Source organism: Arthrobacter sp. Cza30, from assembly GCF_059090765.1.
This window is the reverse complement of record NZ_JBNHGA010000003.1, coordinates 156,272-174,657: the sequence shown is the minus strand read 5'-3', so window position 1 is coordinate 174,657 and position 18,386 is coordinate 156,272. Positions and strand designations below refer to the sequence as shown.

General features: G+C 69.1%; 16 protein-coding genes. 9 read left to right on the top strand and 7 right to left on the bottom strand.

Annotated features, from left to right (window positions below):
- Positions 1 to 3: 3 nt before the first annotated feature.
- From AC5RVZ_RS10425 to AC5RVZ_RS10415, 3 genes are all read right to left on the bottom strand, one after another.
- Complete coding sequence (locus AC5RVZ_RS10425; RefSeq protein ID WP_494065682.1) at positions 4 to 651, bottom strand: DnaJ family domain-containing protein; 648 nt, start codon at positions 649 to 651, stop codon at positions 4 to 6.
- Positions 651 to 1,502, bottom strand: coding sequence for an NAD-dependent epimerase/dehydratase family protein (locus AC5RVZ_RS10420; RefSeq protein WP_494065681.1), 852 nt, complete (start codon positions 1,500 to 1,502; stop codon positions 651 to 653). The genes AC5RVZ_RS10425 and AC5RVZ_RS10420 overlap by 1 nt, the downstream gene beginning before the upstream one ends.
- Before the next feature lie 198 nt (positions 1,503 to 1,700).
- Positions 1,701 to 4,565: an immunoglobulin-like domain-containing protein gene (locus AC5RVZ_RS10415; RefSeq protein ID WP_494065680.1), complete on the bottom strand. Its 2,865-nt coding sequence runs from the start codon at positions 4,563 to 4,565 to the stop codon at positions 1,701 to 1,703.
- 379 nt (positions 4,566 to 4,944) lie between these two features.
- Between AC5RVZ_RS10415 and AC5RVZ_RS10410 the strand changes: the two genes are divergently transcribed.
- Positions 4,945 to 8,454, top strand: a complete 3,510-nt coding sequence (locus tag AC5RVZ_RS10410) for a LamG-like jellyroll fold domain-containing protein (RefSeq protein WP_494065679.1) — start codon at positions 4,945 to 4,947, stop codon at positions 8,452 to 8,454.
- 92 nt (positions 8,455 to 8,546) lie between these two features.
- On the opposite strand, the gene AC5RVZ_RS10405 is transcribed toward AC5RVZ_RS10410, so the two are convergent.
- Entirely contained in the window at positions 8,547 to 8,942 is a 396-nt protein-coding gene (locus AC5RVZ_RS10405) for a ChaB family protein (RefSeq protein ID WP_494065678.1), read from the bottom strand.
- Between the two features lie 140 nt (positions 8,943 to 9,082).
- On the opposite strand from AC5RVZ_RS10405, the gene AC5RVZ_RS10400 reads away from it, so the two are divergent.
- The 3 genes from AC5RVZ_RS10400 (at position 9,083) to AC5RVZ_RS10390 (ending at position 10,954) form a co-directional block, all read left to right on the top strand.
- Complete coding sequence (locus tag AC5RVZ_RS10400; protein WP_494065677.1) at positions 9,083 to 9,580, top strand: GNAT family N-acetyltransferase; 498 nt, start codon at positions 9,083 to 9,085, stop codon at positions 9,578 to 9,580.
- Positions 9,581 to 9,740: 160 nt separating this feature from the next.
- A complete protein-coding gene (locus AC5RVZ_RS10395; RefSeq protein ID WP_494065676.1) occupies positions 9,741 to 10,532 on the top strand; it encodes an alpha/beta fold hydrolase in 792 nt (263 codons plus the stop codon).
- A gap of 128 nt (positions 10,533 to 10,660) precedes the next feature.
- On the top strand, positions 10,661 to 10,954 hold the full coding sequence (locus tag AC5RVZ_RS10390; RefSeq protein ID WP_494065675.1) for a hypothetical protein: 294 nt from the start codon (positions 10,661 to 10,663) through the stop codon (positions 10,952 to 10,954).
- Between the two features lie 77 nt (positions 10,955 to 11,031).
- Here AC5RVZ_RS10390 and AC5RVZ_RS10385 read toward each other — a convergent pair whose 3' ends face one another.
- From AC5RVZ_RS10385 to AC5RVZ_RS10375, 3 genes are all read right to left on the bottom strand, one after another.
- Entirely contained in the window at positions 11,032 to 12,237 is a 1,206-nt protein-coding gene (locus tag AC5RVZ_RS10385) for a serine hydrolase domain-containing protein (protein WP_494065674.1), read from the bottom strand.
- Positions 12,238 to 12,332: 95 nt separating this feature from the next.
- Positions 12,333 to 12,857 (bottom strand): hypothetical protein, encoded by a 525-nt coding sequence (locus AC5RVZ_RS10380; protein ID WP_494065673.1) that lies wholly within the window; start codon positions 12,855 to 12,857, stop codon positions 12,333 to 12,335.
- Positions 12,858 to 12,929: 72 nt separating this feature from the next.
- Positions 12,930 to 13,397, bottom strand: a complete 468-nt coding sequence (locus tag AC5RVZ_RS10375) for a P-loop nucleotide/nucleoside kinase family protein (protein ID WP_494065672.1) — start codon at positions 13,395 to 13,397, stop codon at positions 12,930 to 12,932.
- Positions 13,398 to 13,838: 441 nt separating this feature from the next.
- On the opposite strand from AC5RVZ_RS10375, the gene AC5RVZ_RS10370 reads away from it, so the two are divergent.
- The 5 genes from AC5RVZ_RS10370 (at position 13,839) to AC5RVZ_RS10350 (ending at position 18,373) form a co-directional block, all read left to right on the top strand.
- Complete coding sequence (locus AC5RVZ_RS10370; RefSeq protein WP_494065671.1) at positions 13,839 to 14,468, top strand: hypothetical protein; 630 nt, start codon at positions 13,839 to 13,841, stop codon at positions 14,466 to 14,468.
- Positions 14,469 to 14,538: 70 nt separating this feature from the next.
- Positions 14,539 to 15,600 (top strand): hypothetical protein, encoded by a 1,062-nt coding sequence (locus AC5RVZ_RS10365; RefSeq protein WP_494065670.1) that lies wholly within the window; start codon positions 14,539 to 14,541, stop codon positions 15,598 to 15,600.
- On the top strand, positions 15,597 to 16,139 hold the full coding sequence (locus AC5RVZ_RS10360) for a hypothetical protein (RefSeq protein WP_494065669.1): 543 nt from the start codon (positions 15,597 to 15,599) through the stop codon (positions 16,137 to 16,139). Before AC5RVZ_RS10365 ends, AC5RVZ_RS10360 begins: the two co-directional genes overlap by 4 nt.
- 6 nt (positions 16,140 to 16,145) lie before the next feature.
- The gene (locus AC5RVZ_RS10355; protein ID WP_494065668.1) at positions 16,146 to 17,168 is read left to right on the top strand and encodes a LacI family DNA-binding transcriptional regulator; all 1,023 of its coding nucleotides are present in this window, start codon (positions 16,146 to 16,148) and stop codon (positions 17,166 to 17,168) included.
- 203 nt (positions 17,169 to 17,371) lie between these two features.
- Positions 17,372 to 18,373 (top strand): ABC transporter substrate-binding protein, encoded by a 1,002-nt coding sequence (locus AC5RVZ_RS10350; RefSeq protein WP_494065667.1) that lies wholly within the window; start codon positions 17,372 to 17,374, stop codon positions 18,371 to 18,373.
- Positions 18,374 to 18,386 lie beyond the last annotated feature (13 nt).

Below are 18,386 nucleotides of genomic sequence, written 5' to 3'. Positions count from 1 at the left end.
GGCTCACCGGCGGCGTCTCAGCCACCCGGCTCGCCGGCGGCGGGCCCTGTCCTGCCGCTCCGCCGCTTCCGTTTGGGCCTGAGACCTCGCGCGCGCGGCGCGCTCCTCGCGGCGGGTGCGCCACGCCGCGATCTCGGCGTCGACGTCGCGCGTGGGCGTCACGACGGGCGGCCCGCCCAGGAGCTGCCGCCGAGCCTCGATCACCCGCCGATTGAAGTCCTCGAGCGCCTCTCGCACGTCGCTCTCGCGCGGCAGCTCGTCGAGACGGTCGTCCAGCTCGCGGTTCTCGACCCGCAGCATGAGCGCCGGCGGCCCCAGCCCGGTGAGCTGCTCGCTCTCGATCTTGCGTCTGATCCACCAGTCCGGGTCGTGGCTGTCGCCGAGCCCGGGGATCGGCTTTCCGGCTCCGGGCAGGTCGTCGAACTCGCCACGGCGGATCGCCTGCTGGATCGATGTCTCCACATACGCCGCCCGGTCGACCGCGCTGGCAGCCCGCGACCGCTCAGCGGATGCCTCGCCCGCGCGCCCCTCGTCCGGGGGAGCCTCGTCCGGGGCATCCTGCTGTTCGCCGGACGCGCCCGTGGCCGACGCCTCGGCGGCGAGGCGCTCGAGGCGGTAGCGCTCGGCTGCGAGCCGGGGGTCTTCGGTCATCAGCCGCCTGTGTGGTTCCGCCAGGAGTGTCGCGGCTCGTAGCCGAGAATCCGGCGCGCCTTGTCGATCGAGAGCATCGTGTCGTGCTCGCCGAGCTCCCGAGTGATGGGGACGTCCGGGAAGACCTCGCCGACCAGCTCCGCGTTCGGACGCGACATCACCGTGTCGGCGGCGGCGATGATGTACGTCTCGAAGCCGACCGGGGCCGTCTCGAGGGCCCGCTGGACGGCCTGGGCGCCGTCGCGGGCGTCGATGTAGCCCCACAGGTTCCACTTGCGTCGTCGCACGTCCTCCTCGAAGGACGGGAACTCGGCGTAGTCGGCAGGCACCATCACGTTGGAGAACCGGAAAGCCGTGATCGACAGATCGGGATGCCACCGCACGAGTTCGACGGCCATGCGCTCCTCGAGCGTCTTGACGAGCGAGTACACCGACTCGGGGCGCGGCGCGTACTCCTCGTCGACCGGGATGTAGGGCGGCGGAGCATCGAAGGGCAGCCCGAGCACCGTCTCGCTCGACGCGTACACGATGCGCCGGATCCCCAGCCGCACGGCGGCCCAGAAGACGTTGAACGTCGCCGTCATGTTGTTGTGGAAGGTGGCGACGTCGCTGCGGATGCCGGGCGCGGGGATCGCTCCCAGATGGACGACGGCGTCCACGCCGTCGTGGCGGTCGCCCACGCCGCCGAGCGCATCGACCACTTGGCCGTAGTCCGTCAGATCCACCTGGACGAAGTCGGGGCTCCTGGTTCCGACGAGGTCCAGGCCGACGACCTCATAGCCCGCCTCCCTCAGTTCGCGGGCGACGACGGATCCGAGTTTCCCGGTCGAGCCGGTGAGAGCGATGCGCATGGCATCCAGCGTGCCACGACCCACGCGGGGACGGCGCGCCGGGGCGGATGGACGCGCGAGGGCGCAGCGTGTGCGCGGGGCGTACTGTCACCGGTTGTCGGGCGCGGGGCGGCCGGGACCAAGAGGGAAGGCCCCCGGCGGATCCGCCGGGGGCCTTCCGGTGCCGCGGACCTCAGTCGGCGGCATCCGCTGCAGGTATCAGCCGCAGCTGCGGGCGGCGTAGGCCGCGGTGAGGGTGCCGGACGCGTCGCCCGACGTGACCGCGACCGTCGCTTCGCCGGCCGGGACGGAGGTCAGCCGCGAGCTGAAGGCGTACGACGCGCTCTTGCCGGCGGCGACCGTGGCGTTCTTCGAGCCGTACGGCGTGGAGACCGCGACCTGAGCGGCGGCATCCGCGTCGTTCGCGACCTTGACCGTGAGCACGACCTTGCCGGCGACGCAGCGCGTCTCGGCCGTCGCCTGGACGTCGATCGCCGCCTCGACGGTGACCGTCGCCTCGACGGGCATGCGTGAGTCGTCCTGCGCCACGCCCTTCACCGTGAAGGTGCCGGCGGTGGCGTACTCGGCCGGGTCGACGGCATCCCACGTCACGTCGACCGTCTGCGTCGAGCCGTCCTTCTTGGTCAGCTGCGCCTGCGGCAGCGCCGGCGCCACGCCCGCACGGGTGGTGACGTCCATGGCGCCGACCGAGGTCACGGCGATCGACGGTGCGTACGCCTCAAGCACCCGCTGGTACTCGGCGCGGGTGACCGGGATCACGGTGCCGTGACGCGGCTTGCCGCCGTCGGCGTTCTGGGGGAGGCCCTGGCGCAGCTTGCTGCCCAGGGGCTGCCACGCGTTGCCGTCGTTCAGGTTGTCCGTCCCGAAGGGCACGTAGTGGTTCGGTCCGCCGTGGTAGTTCGGCTGGTCGATGAACAGGAACCAGTCCAGGCCGTTCACGTCGCCCTCGTTGGCGGGGAAGATGTTCGCGCCCTCGCCGCTGGTGTACGTGCCGCCCGGCTCGCCGTTGGGCAGGCCGCTGGCGACGCGCTCCTTCACGAGCGTCCACTGGTCGGCAGACCCGGTGGTGCCCGGAAGCGTGCCGGTGATCGTCGCGAGGAGGTTCGTCGACTTCTCGTGACGGATCGTCATGCTCGCCTCGTCCTTCGTGAAGCGGTGGTAGACGCCGTCCACCTTCGCGACGGTCGAGTCGATCATTCCGAGGCCCTGCCCGCGACGCACGTCGGTCCAGATCTTCGGCTCCGAGAAGGTCACGAAGTCGTCGGTGGTCGCATACATCATGCGGTTGTACGTCACCGCCGTGCGGTCGGCGGGGTTCGTCGTGGGGTACAGGTTCGACGCCCAGAACACCACGAAGGTGTCGAGCTCCTCGTCCCAGTACGCCTCCGGCGCCCACGTGTTGCCGGCGTAGTCCGACGACACCTTGACGTGCCGCTGCTCGGACCAGTTCACCAGGTCGTCGGACTCCCACACCTCGATGTACTTCGAGCCCGAGATCTGCGCGGTGGTGAAGCCGCCGGCCAGGCCTGCGATCTTGAGGTCGGTGGCGATCATGTAGAACTTGTCGCCCTCGGGTGCGCGGATGATGAACGGGTCGCGCAGACCCTCGGTGCCGACTGTCGAGGTGAAGATCGGCTGGCCCTCGTTGAGGGTGTTCCAGCTGAGCGCGTCATTGCCCTTCGACGCGGCGATGCTCACGCGCTCTGCGCCCTGACCCTCGCCGGTGAAGAACGTCCAGAAGTACGCCTCGGTTTTGTCGGTGCCCGACGGCATCGGCTGCACCTGTGCGCGGAATTCGCGCGTGCTCTCGGCCGACCCGTTGCGCGCGGTCGCCGTGAGGACGACCTCCACGGCCTCCGCCCCGGCGGCGGGCCGCTCGACGTCGACGGTGCGCGAACCTTCGGTGACACCGGCGCGGAGCGACGCGTACGCGCCTCCCTCCGTCACGGTCCACTCGATCGTCGAACCCTGGGCGCCGATGGCCGGAACCGAGAAGTTCGTGCGGATGTTGTCGAGGTTGCGGATCGCGATCGCGTCGACATCCTGCTGCGCCTTGACGTCGTCGGCGAGGTCTTCGGGCACGGTGACCAGATAGGTCCGCGTCCGGCTCTCGCCTCCGGCGGTGAATGTGGCCGTGAGGGTCACCGTCGCGTCGCCCGAGCCGGCGGCGGGCCGCGTCACGGTCGCCGTGCCGCCGTTGACGGCGATGGCGGGGTTGTCGGACGCCCACGACACCTGTGTGCCGTAACCGGCGGTCGGCAGCGGGAAGTCCGCGGTCGCGGTGTCAGGCAGGGTCACCGAGGCCACCGCGCGATCGAGCGCCTCTCCCGAGAACAGCGCTCGGACATCCGCCTCGGCGAGCGCCGAGCCGTACACCGCGAAGTCGTCGACCTGTCCGTTCCAGTTCGGGTCGTTGTAGGTGGAACGGCCGATGTAGGACACGAGCTGCGAACCGAACGACGACACATCCCGTGCGATCGCGGTCTGAGACACCAGCGCGCCGTTGACGTACACCCGGAGCTGGCCGTTGGTGCCGTCGATGACGGTGGTGTACAGCGACATGCCTGCTGGGGTGCGGATGCCGCTGCTCGCCGCGTTCGTGGCACCCGGGCCCACCTCGGTGCCCCACGGCGCCGAGGCGTTCGCGGTGTTGGTGATGACGGACTTCACGTACCCGTTCGGGTTGGTGGGGTTGAGCAGCCAGTAGCCCGACGAGTACGACGCACCGCTGGCGACCGGGGCTCCGATGAACGCCGCCGCGACGTTGGCGGGACCGGAGCGGTTCGACAGCCATGTCGAGATCGTAAGGTCCTTCTTGCCGACGAGGGGGGCGCTGGGAACCTCGACGTACGCGGTCGTGCCTCGGGCTCCGCCGGGAAGGCTGAGCAGGCCGCCGCTGATCTCGCCGCCCGACTGACGGAGAGTCGCGTTGTGGCCGTTGCCGGACACGTCGGGGATCGTCGTGCCGGATGCCTCGTCGAAGGTGTAGTGGATCAGCGGCTGCGCCGCGATGGCGGCGTTCGCCGCCGTCGGAGCGGCGGCGCCGGTGAGTGCGAGAGCCACAGCGGTCGCGACCGCACTGCCTCTCGCAAGGAATCGGGATCTTGGCCGCGTCGTCATTGCGCTGCTTCCTCGCTCTCGTCGGGTGGCGGCGACGACGTCGTCACTCGCTGCCGACGTCTCCGTCGAGGCCGAGGGTCTGTGCGTCATCGCGCGATCACGAGCCGCCCGCTGTCCGGCGACTCACTCGGGTGTTACCGGAAACAGTCCGGGCTGGGGATTCACGGTACGTGGGCGATCGACGCGTTGTCAAGGACGCGCCGTGACGCCAGTTATCGGTAACAAGATCTGTCCGACCACGCTGGCGCATCCTGCACGTTACCGCTAACGTGAGCGATAACAGCCCTGACCGACGCCGTTCAGTCACTTGATGGAGAGTGGAATGAGACTGCCTTCCCGTACGCGCAGGACGACGGCGGCCTTCGCCGCCGTCGGTGCGATGATCCTCGGCCTCGGTGCCACCAGCGCACAGGCAGCCGTGCCCGACGAGGGACTCGTCGCCTCGTACACCTTCGACGAGGCGTCCGGTTCGTCCGTCCCCAACGACGTCGCAGGCTCCTCCCTGGGCGCGGCCACGGTCCGCAACGTACAGGCCGGAGACTGGACAGGATCGTCACTGACCCTCCGCGGCGGCGCCAAGACCTCGACCGGCAACTGGGTGGAACTGCCCGACAACCTGCTCACCGGCAAGGAGTCGGCCACCATCAGCGCGGAGGTCAAGGCGTCCGCCGCCATGCTCAACGGGTTCCACTTCCTGTGGAACATCGGCAACGAGTCCTCCGCGACCGAGTACTTCTTCGCCTCGCTGAACTGCGGCTCGGGCCGCTCCCCGCTGGTCGGGATCAAGGCCGGCGGTGTCGAGCAGCTGGTCCAATCGGGGTCGTGCGGCGTCACGGCGAACCAGTGGGTCAACGTCACGTCAGTCGTAGACGGCGCCGCCGGGACTGCGTCGCTGTACATCGATGGCGCCCGCGTCGCCCACGGTTCGGTGGCCTACACGCCCGCCGACATCGTGGACCAGTCCGTCAACACCATCGGCCGCGCCCCGTGGCCGGACCCGCTCTTCCAGGGCGCGATCTCCTCTTTCCACGTGTACGACCGGGCCCTCTCGCCCGCGGAGGTCGCAGAAGTGTCCGACTCGGACGCGCAGCCGCACGCCGAGGAGCTGCGCGCGCAGGCGCAGGCGATCCTCGACGGACTGGCCCTCACCGACCGCGAGACGAGCGGTGACATCGACCTTCCCACCGCGAACGGGCGCGTGACCTGGACCTCGAGCAACCCCGACGTGGTCGCTCCCACCGGTGTCGTGAACGCGCCGCTGGCCGGGCAGCCGGCCGTCGAGGTCGAGCTGACCGCGACCGCCGCCATCCGCGGGCAGAGCGCGAGCACCACGATCACTGTCACCGTCCTGCCTTCCTCCGACACCGCCGAGGACCGCGCGGCCAAGCTCGCGCAGCGCTTCGTGATCCCCTCGGTCGTGCGCTCCGGCGCCGCCCTGCCGGCAGCGCCGGAGGGCGCCACCATCGAGGTGACCTCGGTCACCGGTGGCGTCGAGGTGGGCGAGGCGATCGTGTCCGACTCGGAGAACGAGGTCGAGGCCGAGATCGCCGTGCGAGTGACGGATGTCGCCACAGGCGTCTCGTCCACGCGCACCTTCGCCGTGCGGGTGCTCCCCGCGACCGCGCCCCGGCTGCTGGCGTACCACCGCAACCCCACCTCGGTGTCGGAGGCGAACAACGCCGACGTCGCGCTGAGCATGCACCTCGCCCTCGAGGCCGCCGGCGGGTGGTCGCCCCTGAACGAGAACTACGGCATCTTCTTCCCGAAGACGTCGACGACTCCGCCCGCGAACGGCACCAGCGACAGCATCCTGCGCAGCCTCCGCAACCCGCACGTGTTCTACCTCGCCGATGGCTCCTTCGGCATCGTGGCGACCCGGACCGCGCGCGGGGGTGCCTCCGACGGCACGCAGTCGAACCGCATGCTGTTCGCCCGCAGTGCCGACCTGCTGTCGTACGAGGAGGTCGGGCTCGTGGACGTCGGCGTGACCAGTGGCGTCAACGACCCCGCGGTCGTGTACGACACCGCGTCCAGCCGCTACGTGGTGACCTGGACCTCGGATGCCGGCGCCCCGATGTACACCACCTTCGGCGACCTCTCCGATGTGTCGACGCGCGGGCCGGTGCAGCGCGGCGTCGTCGCCGCAACCTCGGGCGACCCCGGCGACGGTGTGCCGAACTATGCCGGGGGCAACGCGCTCGCCGTGTCTGCCGAGATCGCGGAGGCGCTCGAGGTGCGGTTCGGCCGGGTGGTGAACACCGGCGTCGCCGACCTGGACGAGGTGCAGATCGAGGCGGGCGGGGAACTCGACGCCTCGGCGCTGCCGCAGCGGATCGAGCTGTCGTACAGCGACGGGTCCTCGGCCTCCCGGGCGATCGCCTGGGACGCCGAGTCGCTCGCCGCGGTCGACACGCAGACGCCGGGAACGTACCAGGTGACGGGGTCCGTCAAGCAGCCGGAGTACGCCACGCCGTTCGCCGACGAGCGCGCGGACCCGTCGATCTTCCGTTTCGACTGGAACGGTCAGACGAAGTTCCTGATGATCGCGACGGAGGACCTCAACCTGAACCCGATCGATCCCGCCAACGGGCCGCACATGCCGATCCGCATCGCGGACCGTATCGAGGACCTTTCGGATGAGGCCATCCGGTCGGGCCGCAACGTCGAGATCGACCTGCTGCGCGCGGGCGACACCGACGCCGAGGGCGGAGTGATGACCGGATGCTTCTGGGCGCCGGAGTTCCACGTGATCGACGGCCGGCTGTCCATCCTGTTCATGCCCTGCTACAACGGCTCGAACGGGCGACCGGACATGTGGACGGGACGCGCCAGCATCATCCAGCTGAAGCAGGACAGCGCGGGCAACGACCTCGACCCCGCCGTTCCGGCGAACTGGACGAAGGCGCAGAAGGTGCTCCGCGCGGATGGATCCATCCTCAATCCCGTGCAGAACATCTCCCTCGACATGACCTACTTCCAGGACTCGGGTCAGTCGTACTACGCGTGGCAGATGCTCGGCTCGCTGTTCATCGCGAAGATGGACCCCGCGAACCCGACGCGGCTGACGTCCGCGCCGGTGCGCATTCTGGCTCCGGAGTACGCGTGGGACAACACCATCGCAGAAGGCCCCAACGTCCACGTGCGGGACGGCAAGCTGTACATGATCTACTCCGGTTCCACGGTGGGCGACACCTATACGACGGGCCTTGCGACGGCGAAGGCCGGTGAGGGGGTGGACCTGACGAACCCCGAGGCGTGGTCGAAGCTGAACTACCCGATCCAGAAGTCTGGTCTGTTCAACGGCGCGTGGCAGCTGGGCACCGGCCATGGCATGTGGTCGTTCGACGAGGACGACAACCTGCTGTACGTCTTCCACGCTCGTACGAGCAACAACGGGCTCACCGGACGGGACACCTTCGTGCGTCGTGTCCACTTCGCTTCGGACGGCATGCCGATCTTCGACATGGAAGCCGACGAAGAGGTGGCGCCCGAGAACCGCGACGTCTCGGTCAGCGTGACAGTCAAGCCCGCCGCCGCTCCGCAGCTCGACGTGACCGCGACGGTGACGTCGCGGTGCGTCGCCGGCAAGGTCGTGCAGGTCCTCACGGTCAAGAACGCCGAGGACTTCCCGGTGTCGGTCTCGACGGCGACGGCGTACGGCTCCAAGAACATCGGTGCCATCGCCGCGGGCAAGTCCGTGTCGACCTCGTTCACCACGCGGCAGGTGTCGATCCCGGCCGGGACGGCGTCGCTGACGGCGACCGCGACGGTCGACGGGTCGCCGGTGACGGTGAACCACGAGATCGCCTACACCGCGGCATCCTGCGGCTGAGCTGAGCTGAGCAGGCCGGGCGTGGACGCAGTCCCCGCCCGGCCTGAGCGCGTCGCGGGAGCGGGTGCTTCATCGCCCTGCACCGGCGGCGGTCACCGCTCCGCGTCGAGACTCTTCCGGCTCTCGCGGGCGTTGGCCTTCTGGATCGCCTCGACGAGCTCGTCCTTGGTCATCCGCGTCCGGCCTCGCACGTCGAGGCGCTTCGCGACGTCGAGCAGATGCTTCTTCGTCGCGTTCGCATCCACGCCTCCGGCCGTCTCGCCGTCGCGGCTCATCGCGCCCTCGTCGGAAGGCCCACGCTCGTCCTTCTTCTCCCAGTGGTCCCCGACCTTCTCGTACTGGTGCTTGAGCGCCGAGAACGCCGTCCGATGCGCGCGCTCGCCCTCACCGTATGTCTCGACGGCGGAGTCGTGGGTCTCAGCCCAGATGTCCTGAGCGTGCTGCGGCGACCGCTTGACCGTCGCGGGCAGTTCTTCACGACCCGGCATGGCACTCCTTCCGAACGGCTGCTGCGCCCGAGGCTACGCCTGCAGTCGGTCGAGGTCGACGTGGGCGTCAGCGAGCCGGTGCATCGGGGTTTCGGCACGGAACTGCTCCCGCCGGCGCCCGCGTGTGCAAGCATGACGCCATGTCTTTCTCGGTGAGGCGAGCTGAGCGTGCGGATGCCGAGCGCATCGCGAAGCTGCACGTCGCGACATGGCAGGAGGCGTACTCGCACTTGCTGCCGGAGGGCTTCTTCGACGAGGAGCACGCCCGCAAGCGGCATGCGATGTGGCAGCGCATCCTCACCGATCGGCGCGCCGAATGGTCGATCGCGATCGCTGAGGTCGGCGACGATGCGGTGGGGTTCGCCATGACGGGCCCGAGCTTCGGACAGGACGGTCAAGACCTGCCTGGCGGTCGACAGCTGTACAGCCTCTACGTCGTCGAAGCGATGCATGGCAGCGGAGTCGCCCAGGCGCTCCTCGATGAAGTACTCGGAGCGGATGAGCCCGCCATGCTGTGGGTCGCGAAGCAGAACCCGCGAGCGATCGCGTTCTACCGTCGGAACGGTTTCGAGCTCGATGGTGTCGAGCAGACCGACCCCGGTGCGCCGACGATCACCGATATGCGCATGGTGCGGTGATTCGGGGGCTGGAGCGAGAAACCGGGATCGTCGACGGGTCGATCAGGGAGCCACGGTCTGCGCCGCTCGGGTGTTTCCCATCCGTGCACCACATGGATGCGCTCAGGCGAGGTCTTGTCGACACGCCGCGGATGGAAACGGCCTGGCGTAGCCTCGCAGCATGGATGAGGTTGTCGTGGGCAGCCTGCGGATCGCGTACCGCCGACGAGGCCGCGGCGCCCCGCTCGTGCTCTTCCACGGCGCCTTCGAGGACTCGCGGGTCTGGAGTGAGGAGTTCGACCGTCTTTCGTCGCGCGTGGATGTCATCGCCTGGGATGCCCCCGGCTGCGGGGCGTCCGCAGACGTGCCGGCTGGCTGGGACGCGCGCGACTGGGCTGATGCGGCATCCGACTTCATCGAGGCCCTCGAGCTCACCCGCCCGACAGTGGCCGGCTTCTCGCTCGGGTCCACGATCGCCCTGCTCCTGGCCCGCCATCATCCCGAGTCGGTCGGACGGATGGTTCTCGTCGGTCCGTACGCAGGCTGGGCCGGATCGTTGGATGCCGACGCGCTCGCCCAGCGGATCGCGGCGGCCAGGTTCACGATGGAGCATCCCGTGGAGGAGTGGGCGGACGGCTTCCTCGACTCCGTCTTCGCGCCGGACGCGCCGCCCGAGCGTCGCGCGCAGGCGCGCATCCTGTTGGGCGACTGGCGGCCGGCGACGACCGCAGCACTGCTGGACGTGATGGTGCAGGATCTCCGGCCCATCCTGCCGGCGATCCGGACGCCGACCGTCGTCGTGCGAGGCGCCGAAGATGCGCGCAGCCCGCGCGCGGCATCCGTGGAGCTGTGCGATCTCCTTCCTCACGCGAGGCTGGTGGAGATCCCGGGCGCCGGCCATGACTGCAGCGGCCCGGAGTTGGACGCGCTGCTCGTCTCGGCGGCGGAGAACCGGATGCCGCCCCGGCTGTAGATCTGTCCTCACCTGGTGAGCCCGCCGCGTCGCTGAGCTGGCGCGGCGAGCATGACTGCCCTTGTCGGCGAAGGCTCGCGGGAGTACCGTTCGCAACGGCGGGTGCGGTCAACGGAAAGGTGCCGGCCATGAGTGATATGGGTTACACGCCCCGGCTGAAGCGGGTCGGAACGGAGACGCTGGAGTTCGGGGTCTACGACATAGAGATGGACGACGAGACCCGGGATCGGTTTCGAGCGGATCCTGTTGCTTTCCTCCGGGAGGTGATCACTGCCGATACGGACTTCGGCATCAATTCGATCATCGTCGACAGCGAGCTGCTCAAGCCTGATGGCGGTTCCGGGACGACGCCGGTGCCCCAGGTCTACCACTGCGAGGCCCCACCCCAGTACGTCTCGAAGTGGATCACGATCGTCCTCTGAACGGCCATCGACGAGCCCGACGGGCGCCCCTGCGGCGCACCGGCGGTGGCCTGTCGGCAAGCCGTGACGACAGCGAGCTACTCGGTGAGGGAATGCTCGGGCGTCACGATGGCGGTGAACTGCCGGAAGATCTCCGTAGCGGTCGGCGCTGACTGATCACCCTCACGGCTCGCGGTGGTGTAGACGACGATCGTCCAGCCTTCCTCCGGGATGGTTCCGCCGGCGCCGTAGTATCCGGACAGGCCCGGGTTGAGAAACACCCATCCGTCGAGCTGGAGGAAGCCCATGGCCCAGTACTGCTCATCGGTCCACGGCCCGAGGCCCGCGGTGGTCGGTGCGAACTGCAGCTCATGGAGCTCCGAGGCCAGCAGCGACCCGTCGCCGAGCGCGTCCAGGAAGACGCGCGCATCCTCTTGATTGGACCCGACGCCGCCTGCCGTGTAGGTCCATGTGGGGCTCCAGTGGGTGACGTCCTCCCAGACCCCGCGCTCGTCGCTGTAGCCGTGAAGCACCGGGGACGGCCAGTTCGCGTCGAAGGCGGCGGTCGAGTCCTCCATGCCGAGCGGGTCGAAGATGTCTTCCTGCAGCAGCTCGCCGACAGGACGCCCGGTCGCCTTCTCCACCACCTGCTGCAGGATCAGGGTGTTGGTGTCCGAGAACAGCCAGTCGGTGCCTGGCGTGAAGGCGGGCCCACCGGCGACGCCGATATCCACCAGGTCCTGGATGTCCCACCGCTGGAACGGGTCCGCCCACAGCCGATCAAGGAACGACTGGATCTCGGTGTAGTGCGGGTAGCCGCTGGTGTGGAGCAGCAGCATCTCGATGGTGACCTGGTCGGCGGCGGGCAGTTCGGGGAACCAGGTGGACAGCGGATCGTCCAGTGACAGCACCCCCGCCTCGACCTGCTGCAGCACGACGGTCGTGAACATCGGCGTGGAGAGGTTGCCCAGCAGGTGATGCATGTCGGCCGTAGCCGGCACACCGGTCATCGACTCGCCCAGCGCGCCGACAAGCACCGGCTCGCCGTCATGCCAGACGCCGGCGATCACCGCGTTCAATCGGGCCTCATCGAACTGCGAGCGCAGGATCGCGCCGAGGTCGTCCGCCAGTGCGACGTCGGCCAGGCACAGCTCCTCGCGCAGGCTTGTGCCCGACGGGCATCTCGCCGACTCGGACGTGGTGGTCGAACTCGCCGTCGCACTGGCGGTAGGAGAAGTCGGCGGTTCGGCGGTGCATCCGACGATCAGCATCGCCACGGCGATCAGCACCCCGAGGAGTCTCATGGGGGGACTGTAGTGGCAGGGATCTCCGCCGTATAGGACTCCGATGAATCGGGCACTCCACACGCGTCGGGCGGGTCCGCCATAGCGGATCGGGTTCAGAGGGAATCCTCGTAGGCCTCATCCGGAGATGCGGCTCGTCGGCGAGCCGGGACACCGCGATCCGCCGCGAGGGCCCGCCGCGCGGTGAACCACCACCCCAGCGCCACCGCTGGGCTCGCGGATGCCGCCACGAGCACCGCGGGAAGAGTCATCTCCCGGAACCCAGCGTCGGGAAGACCCCACGCGGGCAGCCAGAGCGCGAGCGTCGTCGCTGCAGCGCCGATCACCAGCCCCAGCGCCGCGAAGGCCGACAGATGCCACGACACCCTGGTCTGGCGCCGCATCGCCCACCCGAGCGCGAAGGCGACCGGTGAACCGAGAAGCAGAGCTCCGAGCGACCACGGGACGGTCGCGTAGAGGCCCCAGACCCCGTACCCGACGAGCGCAAAAAGCAGGAGCAATTGGTGCAGGACGAGGAACCACCCCCATGCCGCGATTGCTCCGCGCGCGAACTCCCACCGCGTGAATCGCATCGGCTCCGCGTCCGTGCGTGGCGACGGAGTGACCGTGTCCGCAGTCATGCTGCCAACGTAGCGGTGAGCCACCCGCGCAAGGCTCTGACGCTTCGCAGCAGTGGTCGTCGGTGGGTCGAGTCACTCGGTGTCGATGCGCGTGTGCGGCTCATCGGCGTCGGGGAACTCGAAGGATGCGTAGTACTCGCGCAGGGCGACCGGGTCCAACGGCAGTGAGTTCGCATCGCGCGGTACGCCGCGGCGTGCGACCCGTGCGGCGAGCAGCTCGAACGGCGCATCCACAACAACCAGCCGAGGAACGCCTCCTGCCCTGCGTACGAACTCGCGCAGGTCGTCGCGGATCGCTCGGGTCGACAGCGAGGCATCCAGCACGACCGGCGTCCCCGACGCAATCGCTTCACGGATCTTCTCGCGGACGCGCCGATCCGCCTCCGAGAGCACGTCGGACGTCGCATCGCTGCTGTCACACCCGAGAGCCCACGTCTCCTCGTCGTACGACACGCGCAGATATCCCTGCGCTTCCAGCCGGCGCGCGTATGTCGTCTTTCCGGCGCCCGTGGCACCGCACAGCAGAACGACAGGAGTCATCGCGATCAGACAACCGTTCCCGAAAGGGTGATGAGCGTCAAGCCATTATTGGTCCACGGAACGTCTCTAGACGGATTCGTCCGGCGCGAGAACGTTGAGCTTGTTCTCGGTAACTGTTCTCGGTAACATCAGTCTCGAGCCAGCCGACCCACCGACGGGTCCGAAGCAAAGGTGCAACATGCTCGACATTCCGACCAGCCGCAGCGCGCAGGATGCATCGACCGCGCGCGTCGCCGCCGGTGGACACCATCGTTGCGCCAGAGGCGAAGCTCGCCGCGCGTCAGGCGCTCGAGGCGGACACGTCGGTGCCGCCGACAACGTCACACATCAGGGAGGCCCCGGCTGCGGCTGAGGCCTTCCGCGAGACCCGACGGCCGGACGGTCCGGTCGCTCGCACAGTTCGGTGCGGCAGGGGTGCCGACCGGGATTGGAGAAGAGGGAATGAACAAGCGAGGACTGATCGCCCGCACCGCCGCCGGCGCGTTCGGCGGGATGCTGCTCATCGGTGTCGCCGGCGCCGCGGTCGCCGAAGAGGTCGGCAACGACCAGGTCGATGTGAATGTGAACATCGAGGCCGTGGAGCCCATCGGTGCGCTCACCATGAGCGTGGCCTCCGACTCGACCGCTCTCGCGGAGGTCGAGTCAGGCGACGCCACGATCCGCCAGTTCAACGGCAGGCTGCCGACGGTCACGGTCACGGACGACCGCGCCGAGGTCCCGGCCGACACGTTCTGGTACGTGACCGGTCAGGCGTCGTCGTTCACCGCCGAGGGTGTGCCCGCACTGGGCGCCGAGCACCTCGGCTGGACGCCGGCTCTCACAAGCGGCGACAGCAACGGGGACGTCGTCGCCGGTGAGCAGGTCGACACGGTGCTGGACGAGGGCCCTGACGCGGTCGGCCTCGTCGGCGAGGAGCTGCTCGCCATCGCACCCAACTTCGGCGAGCTGCCCACCGGCTCGTGGTCGGCCAACGCCGACCTGTTCCTGAAGACGCCGGTCGACGTGGCGCCGGGAAGCTACTCGTCGACGATCACGCTCACGCTGTGGGAGGACGCGATCACTGCGCAGTGATCCGCCGCTCGTGTTGAATCGGGTCGGGGCCGTGGAAGCACGGCCCCGACCCTGACGTCTGGACCCGCCATTGACCCGTGAATCGCCTCGCGCTTCGTCACTCATCCGGCTGCTGCTGGCCGGAGCCCTTTCGCTGTCCTTTGCCACGGCGGTGCCGCCGGCTCACGCCGAGGCGGCCGACGAGGACACCATCCGCTGGTCGGTGACCCCCGCCGACGAGAACGGACCCGACGGGCGACGCGCCGTCGAGGTCGAGCTGGATCCGGGCGAGCGGTACGACGACCTCTTCGCCGTGCGCAATGTCAGCGACGTCGAGGTCACGTTTCGCCTGACGGCCGCCGACGGCTTCTATACGCGCAACGGGCGGTTCGACATCCTCCCGGCAGACAGGGAATCCGTGGACGCGGGCACCTGGATCACGCTCCCCGAGGACGTCACGGTCGCTCCCGGCGAGACGGCCATCGTGCCGTTCGCGGTCACGGTGCCCGAGAACGCCGAACCGGGCGATCACGCCGCGGGCATCACCGCGTCGGTACTGTCCACTCAGAGCGCCGACGGCGGTGCGAGCGTCGGCGTCGAAAGCCGCGTCGGCTTCCGTGTCACCACCCGCGTCAGCGGGGAGCTCGCGCCCGAAGCGGTCGTCGGTGGAGTGGTCGGCGACTACACCACATCGTGGAATCCGCTGCGTCCCGGCGAGGTGACGGTGTCGTTCGACGTCGAGAACGTCGGCAACACCATTCTTCTCGTCGAGGGTGGAGTCGAAGCCGGAGGAGGCAGCGCCGCGTTCCCCGCGCCGGACGAGAATGCGCAGGAGCTGCTGCCGGGTGACAGCCGCCGCTTCTCCGTCGTCGTCGACGGCGCGTGGCCCCTCTTCCTTCTCCCGACGACGATCACGGTGACTCCGACGATGCTCACGATGACGGGCGACACGTCGGAGATCGCCCCGGTCACAGCGGGCACGACGGTCTGGGCGGTGCCGTGGCCGCAACTCATCGTGCTCGCGGGGATCGCCCTGATCGTGTGGGCGATCGTGTGGGGTCGTATCCGCTCTCGCCGTCGCCTCGACGCCCTGCTCGCCGATGCGAAGGAAGCCGGCCGCCGCGAGGCGGTCGCCGTAGGGGAGCCGTCATGAACCGCCGCATCAGCGCTGTGGTCGCCGGCCTCGCCCTCGTGCTTCCGGCGCTCCTCGCGCCGGCTTCCGCCGCGGCGGCGCAGGACCCGGACTCCGATTCCGAGGGCGTGTCCGTCACCGTCGAGATCGAGCCCCTCGAGTGTCCCTGGCCGCCCAAGCCGGGCAAGCCGCCGCACGCCGGCGTGCCCGGTCCACCGACGCATCCTTGCCATCCCGGCAATCAGAACCCCGGGAAGCCGGAGAAGCCCGGGAAGCCGGAGAAGCCCGGGAAGCCGGAAAAGCCCGGGAAGCCGGAAAAGCCCGGGAAGCCGGAGAAGCCCGGAATGCCGAGCAGGTCCGCAACCGATGCCGATGAGACGGCCGGGCATGCGGCCACCGGCTGGCTGGTCGCCGGAGGCGTTCCCGCCGTCGGCGTGACGGCGGCCATTGCGGCCTGGCTCCTCCCCATCATCGGCGAAGGCACGGCGGCCGACGGTGCGTCCGGGGCCGCGAAAGCGAAGGCGCCCTACGATGTGCCTAGCGACAAGAAAGCGAGGTGATTCGCTGTGTCCGAGCAGGCGACACGAGGCTGGCAGCGCCCGAGCATCTACGACGTGGCCAAGCAGGCGGGTGTCTCGCACATGACGGTGTCGCGGGTGCTGAACGGCCACCCCAACATCCGGGAGTCCACGCGCGAACGCGTGCTGCAGGCGATCGACGAGATGAACTACACGCGCAGCTCGATCGCGCGTGCCCTGGCGACCCGCCGCGCCATGCGCATCGGGGTGCTCGTGGACAGCCCCGTCCAGTGGGGCCCCAACAGCACGCTGCGCGCCATCGAGAGCGCCGCGCGGGACGCCGGCTACGCGATCAGCGCCTTCTCGATCTCGGACGACGAGGAGTCGCAGATCGACGCGGGCGTCGTGGAGCTGGTCACACAGGGCGTCGACGCCCTCTGCGTCATCGCGCCACGCGCGTCCTCGCTCGCGCTGCTGCGCAAGCAGAGCACCGGACTTCCGACCCTCGTCATCAAGACCGAGCCCGAGGCCGAGATGCACACCGCGGCCGTAGATCAGCGCGCGGGGGCGATGGCGGCCGTCATGCACCTGATCGAACTCGGGCACCGCTCCATCGCGCACCTGTCGGGACCCCTCGACTGGTACGACGCCCGCGCCCGTGCGCAGGGGTGGCGGGATGCCCTCGCCGACGCGGGACTGCCCATCCCGCAGCCCGTCGTGGGCGACTGGACCTCGGACTACGGCTACGAGTTCGGCAGGACGTATGACTTCTCGGAAGCGACCGCCGTCTTCGCCGCCAACGACCAGATGGCGCTCGGCCTCGTGCACGGACTCGCCGAGAGGGGCCTGCGCGTGCCGGACGACATCAGCGTCGTGGGATTCGACGATCTGCCTGACGCGCGGCATTTCCTGCCGCCGCTGACGACGGTGCGCCAGGACTTCGCCGCCCTCGGGGCGCTGGCACTCCAGCTCATCATCCGCGCGATCGAGGGCGACGAAGATGCGGAGAACCACGACATCATCGAGCCTCGACTCATCGTGCGCTCGTCCACTGCCGCCCCGCGCTCGTGACATCACTGTCGCGAGGGAACGAGGTCCCTCTGGCATGGCGCGATGTTCGCGGTAACGGAGAAGTAACGAATCCCGCATCCTGAGTTGCGCGCGGTCATGTTAGCGCGCACAATAGTCAGGCACACACCCGAGAGTGTCCCGCCGGGACACACGGACTTTCTCTCCCAGACCACGGCGTCGGGGAGTCTCAAGGAGGAGAAGAGATGACAGACAAGAAGCGGATGCTCGGTCTGATCGGCTTCGTCGGCGCCGGCGCTCTCGCGCTCGGGCTCGCCGGCTGCGCGAACGCCGGCAACAGCGGCGGCGGATCCGCGGGCGGAGACGGCGACCTGATCTCGGTCGGGTTCGTCGCAGTCGGCCCGGAGGGCGCGTGGCGTGAGGCCAACGAGAAGAACATCCAGGAGACGTTCACCGAGGACGCCGGCTACGAGCTGAAGTACGCTCCGGCCACGAACCTCGACCAGAAGTCCCAGATCGACGCCTTCACCTCGTTCGTCGACGAGGGCGTGGACGTGATCCTCCTCTCGGCCACCGAGGCATCCGGCTGGGAGGACTCGCTCAAGCGCGCGCAGGAGGCGGAGATCCCCGTGATCCTCCTCGACCGCGGCATCGAGCCCGACGACCCGGACCTGTACGTGACCCGCATCGCTCCCGACAACGTCGTCGTCGCTGAGGCCGTCGGCGAGTGGGCGGTCTCGGCGTTCCCGGATGGCGGGAACTACATCGTGCTCGAGGGGCCGGCCGGCGTGGGCGTCGTCAACGAGCGCAACGAAGGCTGGGATGCCGCCGTCGAGGGCTCCAACCTCGTGAAGGTTGCCGCGCAGACCGCGAACTGGTCGGCCGAGGAGGGCAAGAGCGTCACCGAGACCCTGCTCAAGGCCAACAACAACGACATCCAGCTCATCTTCGCTCAGAACGACGAGATGGGCCTGGGTGCCGCGCAGGCTGTCGAGGAGGCAGGTCTGACCCCCGGCGAGGACGTCAAGATCGCCACGATCGACGGCACGCTGTCGGCCATGGAGGCGCTCGCCGCCGGCCAGCTCAGCTTCGTGCACGAGTACAACCCGCTGTTCGGTGAGACCGCCCTCGACGTCGTCGAGAAGACGCTCGCCGGCGAGTCGGTGGAGTCCTACATCATCGTCCCGAGCACCGCGTTCGACTCGCCCGAGGCGGCTGAGGCGGCTCTTCCGGACCGCAAGTACTGATCCGCACGGACGA

Coding starts and splice junctions, on each gene's coding strand:
- AC5RVZ_RS10425 (WP_494065682.1), bottom strand. CDS start 651: ATGACCGAAGACCCCCGGCTCGCAGCCGAGCGCTACCGCCTCGAGCGC.
- AC5RVZ_RS10420 (WP_494065681.1), bottom strand. CDS start 1,502: ATGCGCATCGCTCTCACCGGCTCGACCGGGAAACTCGGATCCGTCGTC.
- AC5RVZ_RS10410 (WP_494065679.1), top strand. CDS start 4,945: ATGAGACTGCCTTCCCGTACGCGCAGGACGACGGCGGCCTTCGCCGCC.
- AC5RVZ_RS10405 (WP_494065678.1), bottom strand. CDS start 8,942: ATGCCGGGTCGTGAAGAACTGCCCGCGACGGTCAAGCGGTCGCCGCAG.
- AC5RVZ_RS10400 (WP_494065677.1), top strand. CDS start 9,083: ATGTCTTTCTCGGTGAGGCGAGCTGAGCGTGCGGATGCCGAGCGCATC.
- AC5RVZ_RS10395 (WP_494065676.1), top strand. CDS start 9,741: ATGGATGAGGTTGTCGTGGGCAGCCTGCGGATCGCGTACCGCCGACGA.
- AC5RVZ_RS10390 (WP_494065675.1), top strand. CDS start 10,661: ATGAGTGATATGGGTTACACGCCCCGGCTGAAGCGGGTCGGAACGGAG.
- AC5RVZ_RS10385 (WP_494065674.1), bottom strand. CDS start 12,237: ATGAGACTCCTCGGGGTGCTGATCGCCGTGGCGATGCTGATCGTCGGA.
- AC5RVZ_RS10380 (WP_494065673.1), bottom strand. CDS start 12,857: ATGACTGCGGACACGGTCACTCCGTCGCCACGCACGGACGCGGAGCCG.
- AC5RVZ_RS10375 (WP_494065672.1), bottom strand. CDS start 13,397: ATGACTCCTGTCGTTCTGCTGTGCGGTGCCACGGGCGCCGGAAAGACG.
- AC5RVZ_RS10370 (WP_494065671.1), top strand. CDS start 13,839: ATGAACAAGCGAGGACTGATCGCCCGCACCGCCGCCGGCGCGTTCGGC.
- AC5RVZ_RS10360 (WP_494065669.1), top strand. CDS start 15,597: ATGAACCGCCGCATCAGCGCTGTGGTCGCCGGCCTCGCCCTCGTGCTT.
- AC5RVZ_RS10350 (WP_494065667.1), top strand. CDS start 17,372: ATGACAGACAAGAAGCGGATGCTCGGTCTGATCGGCTTCGTCGGCGCC.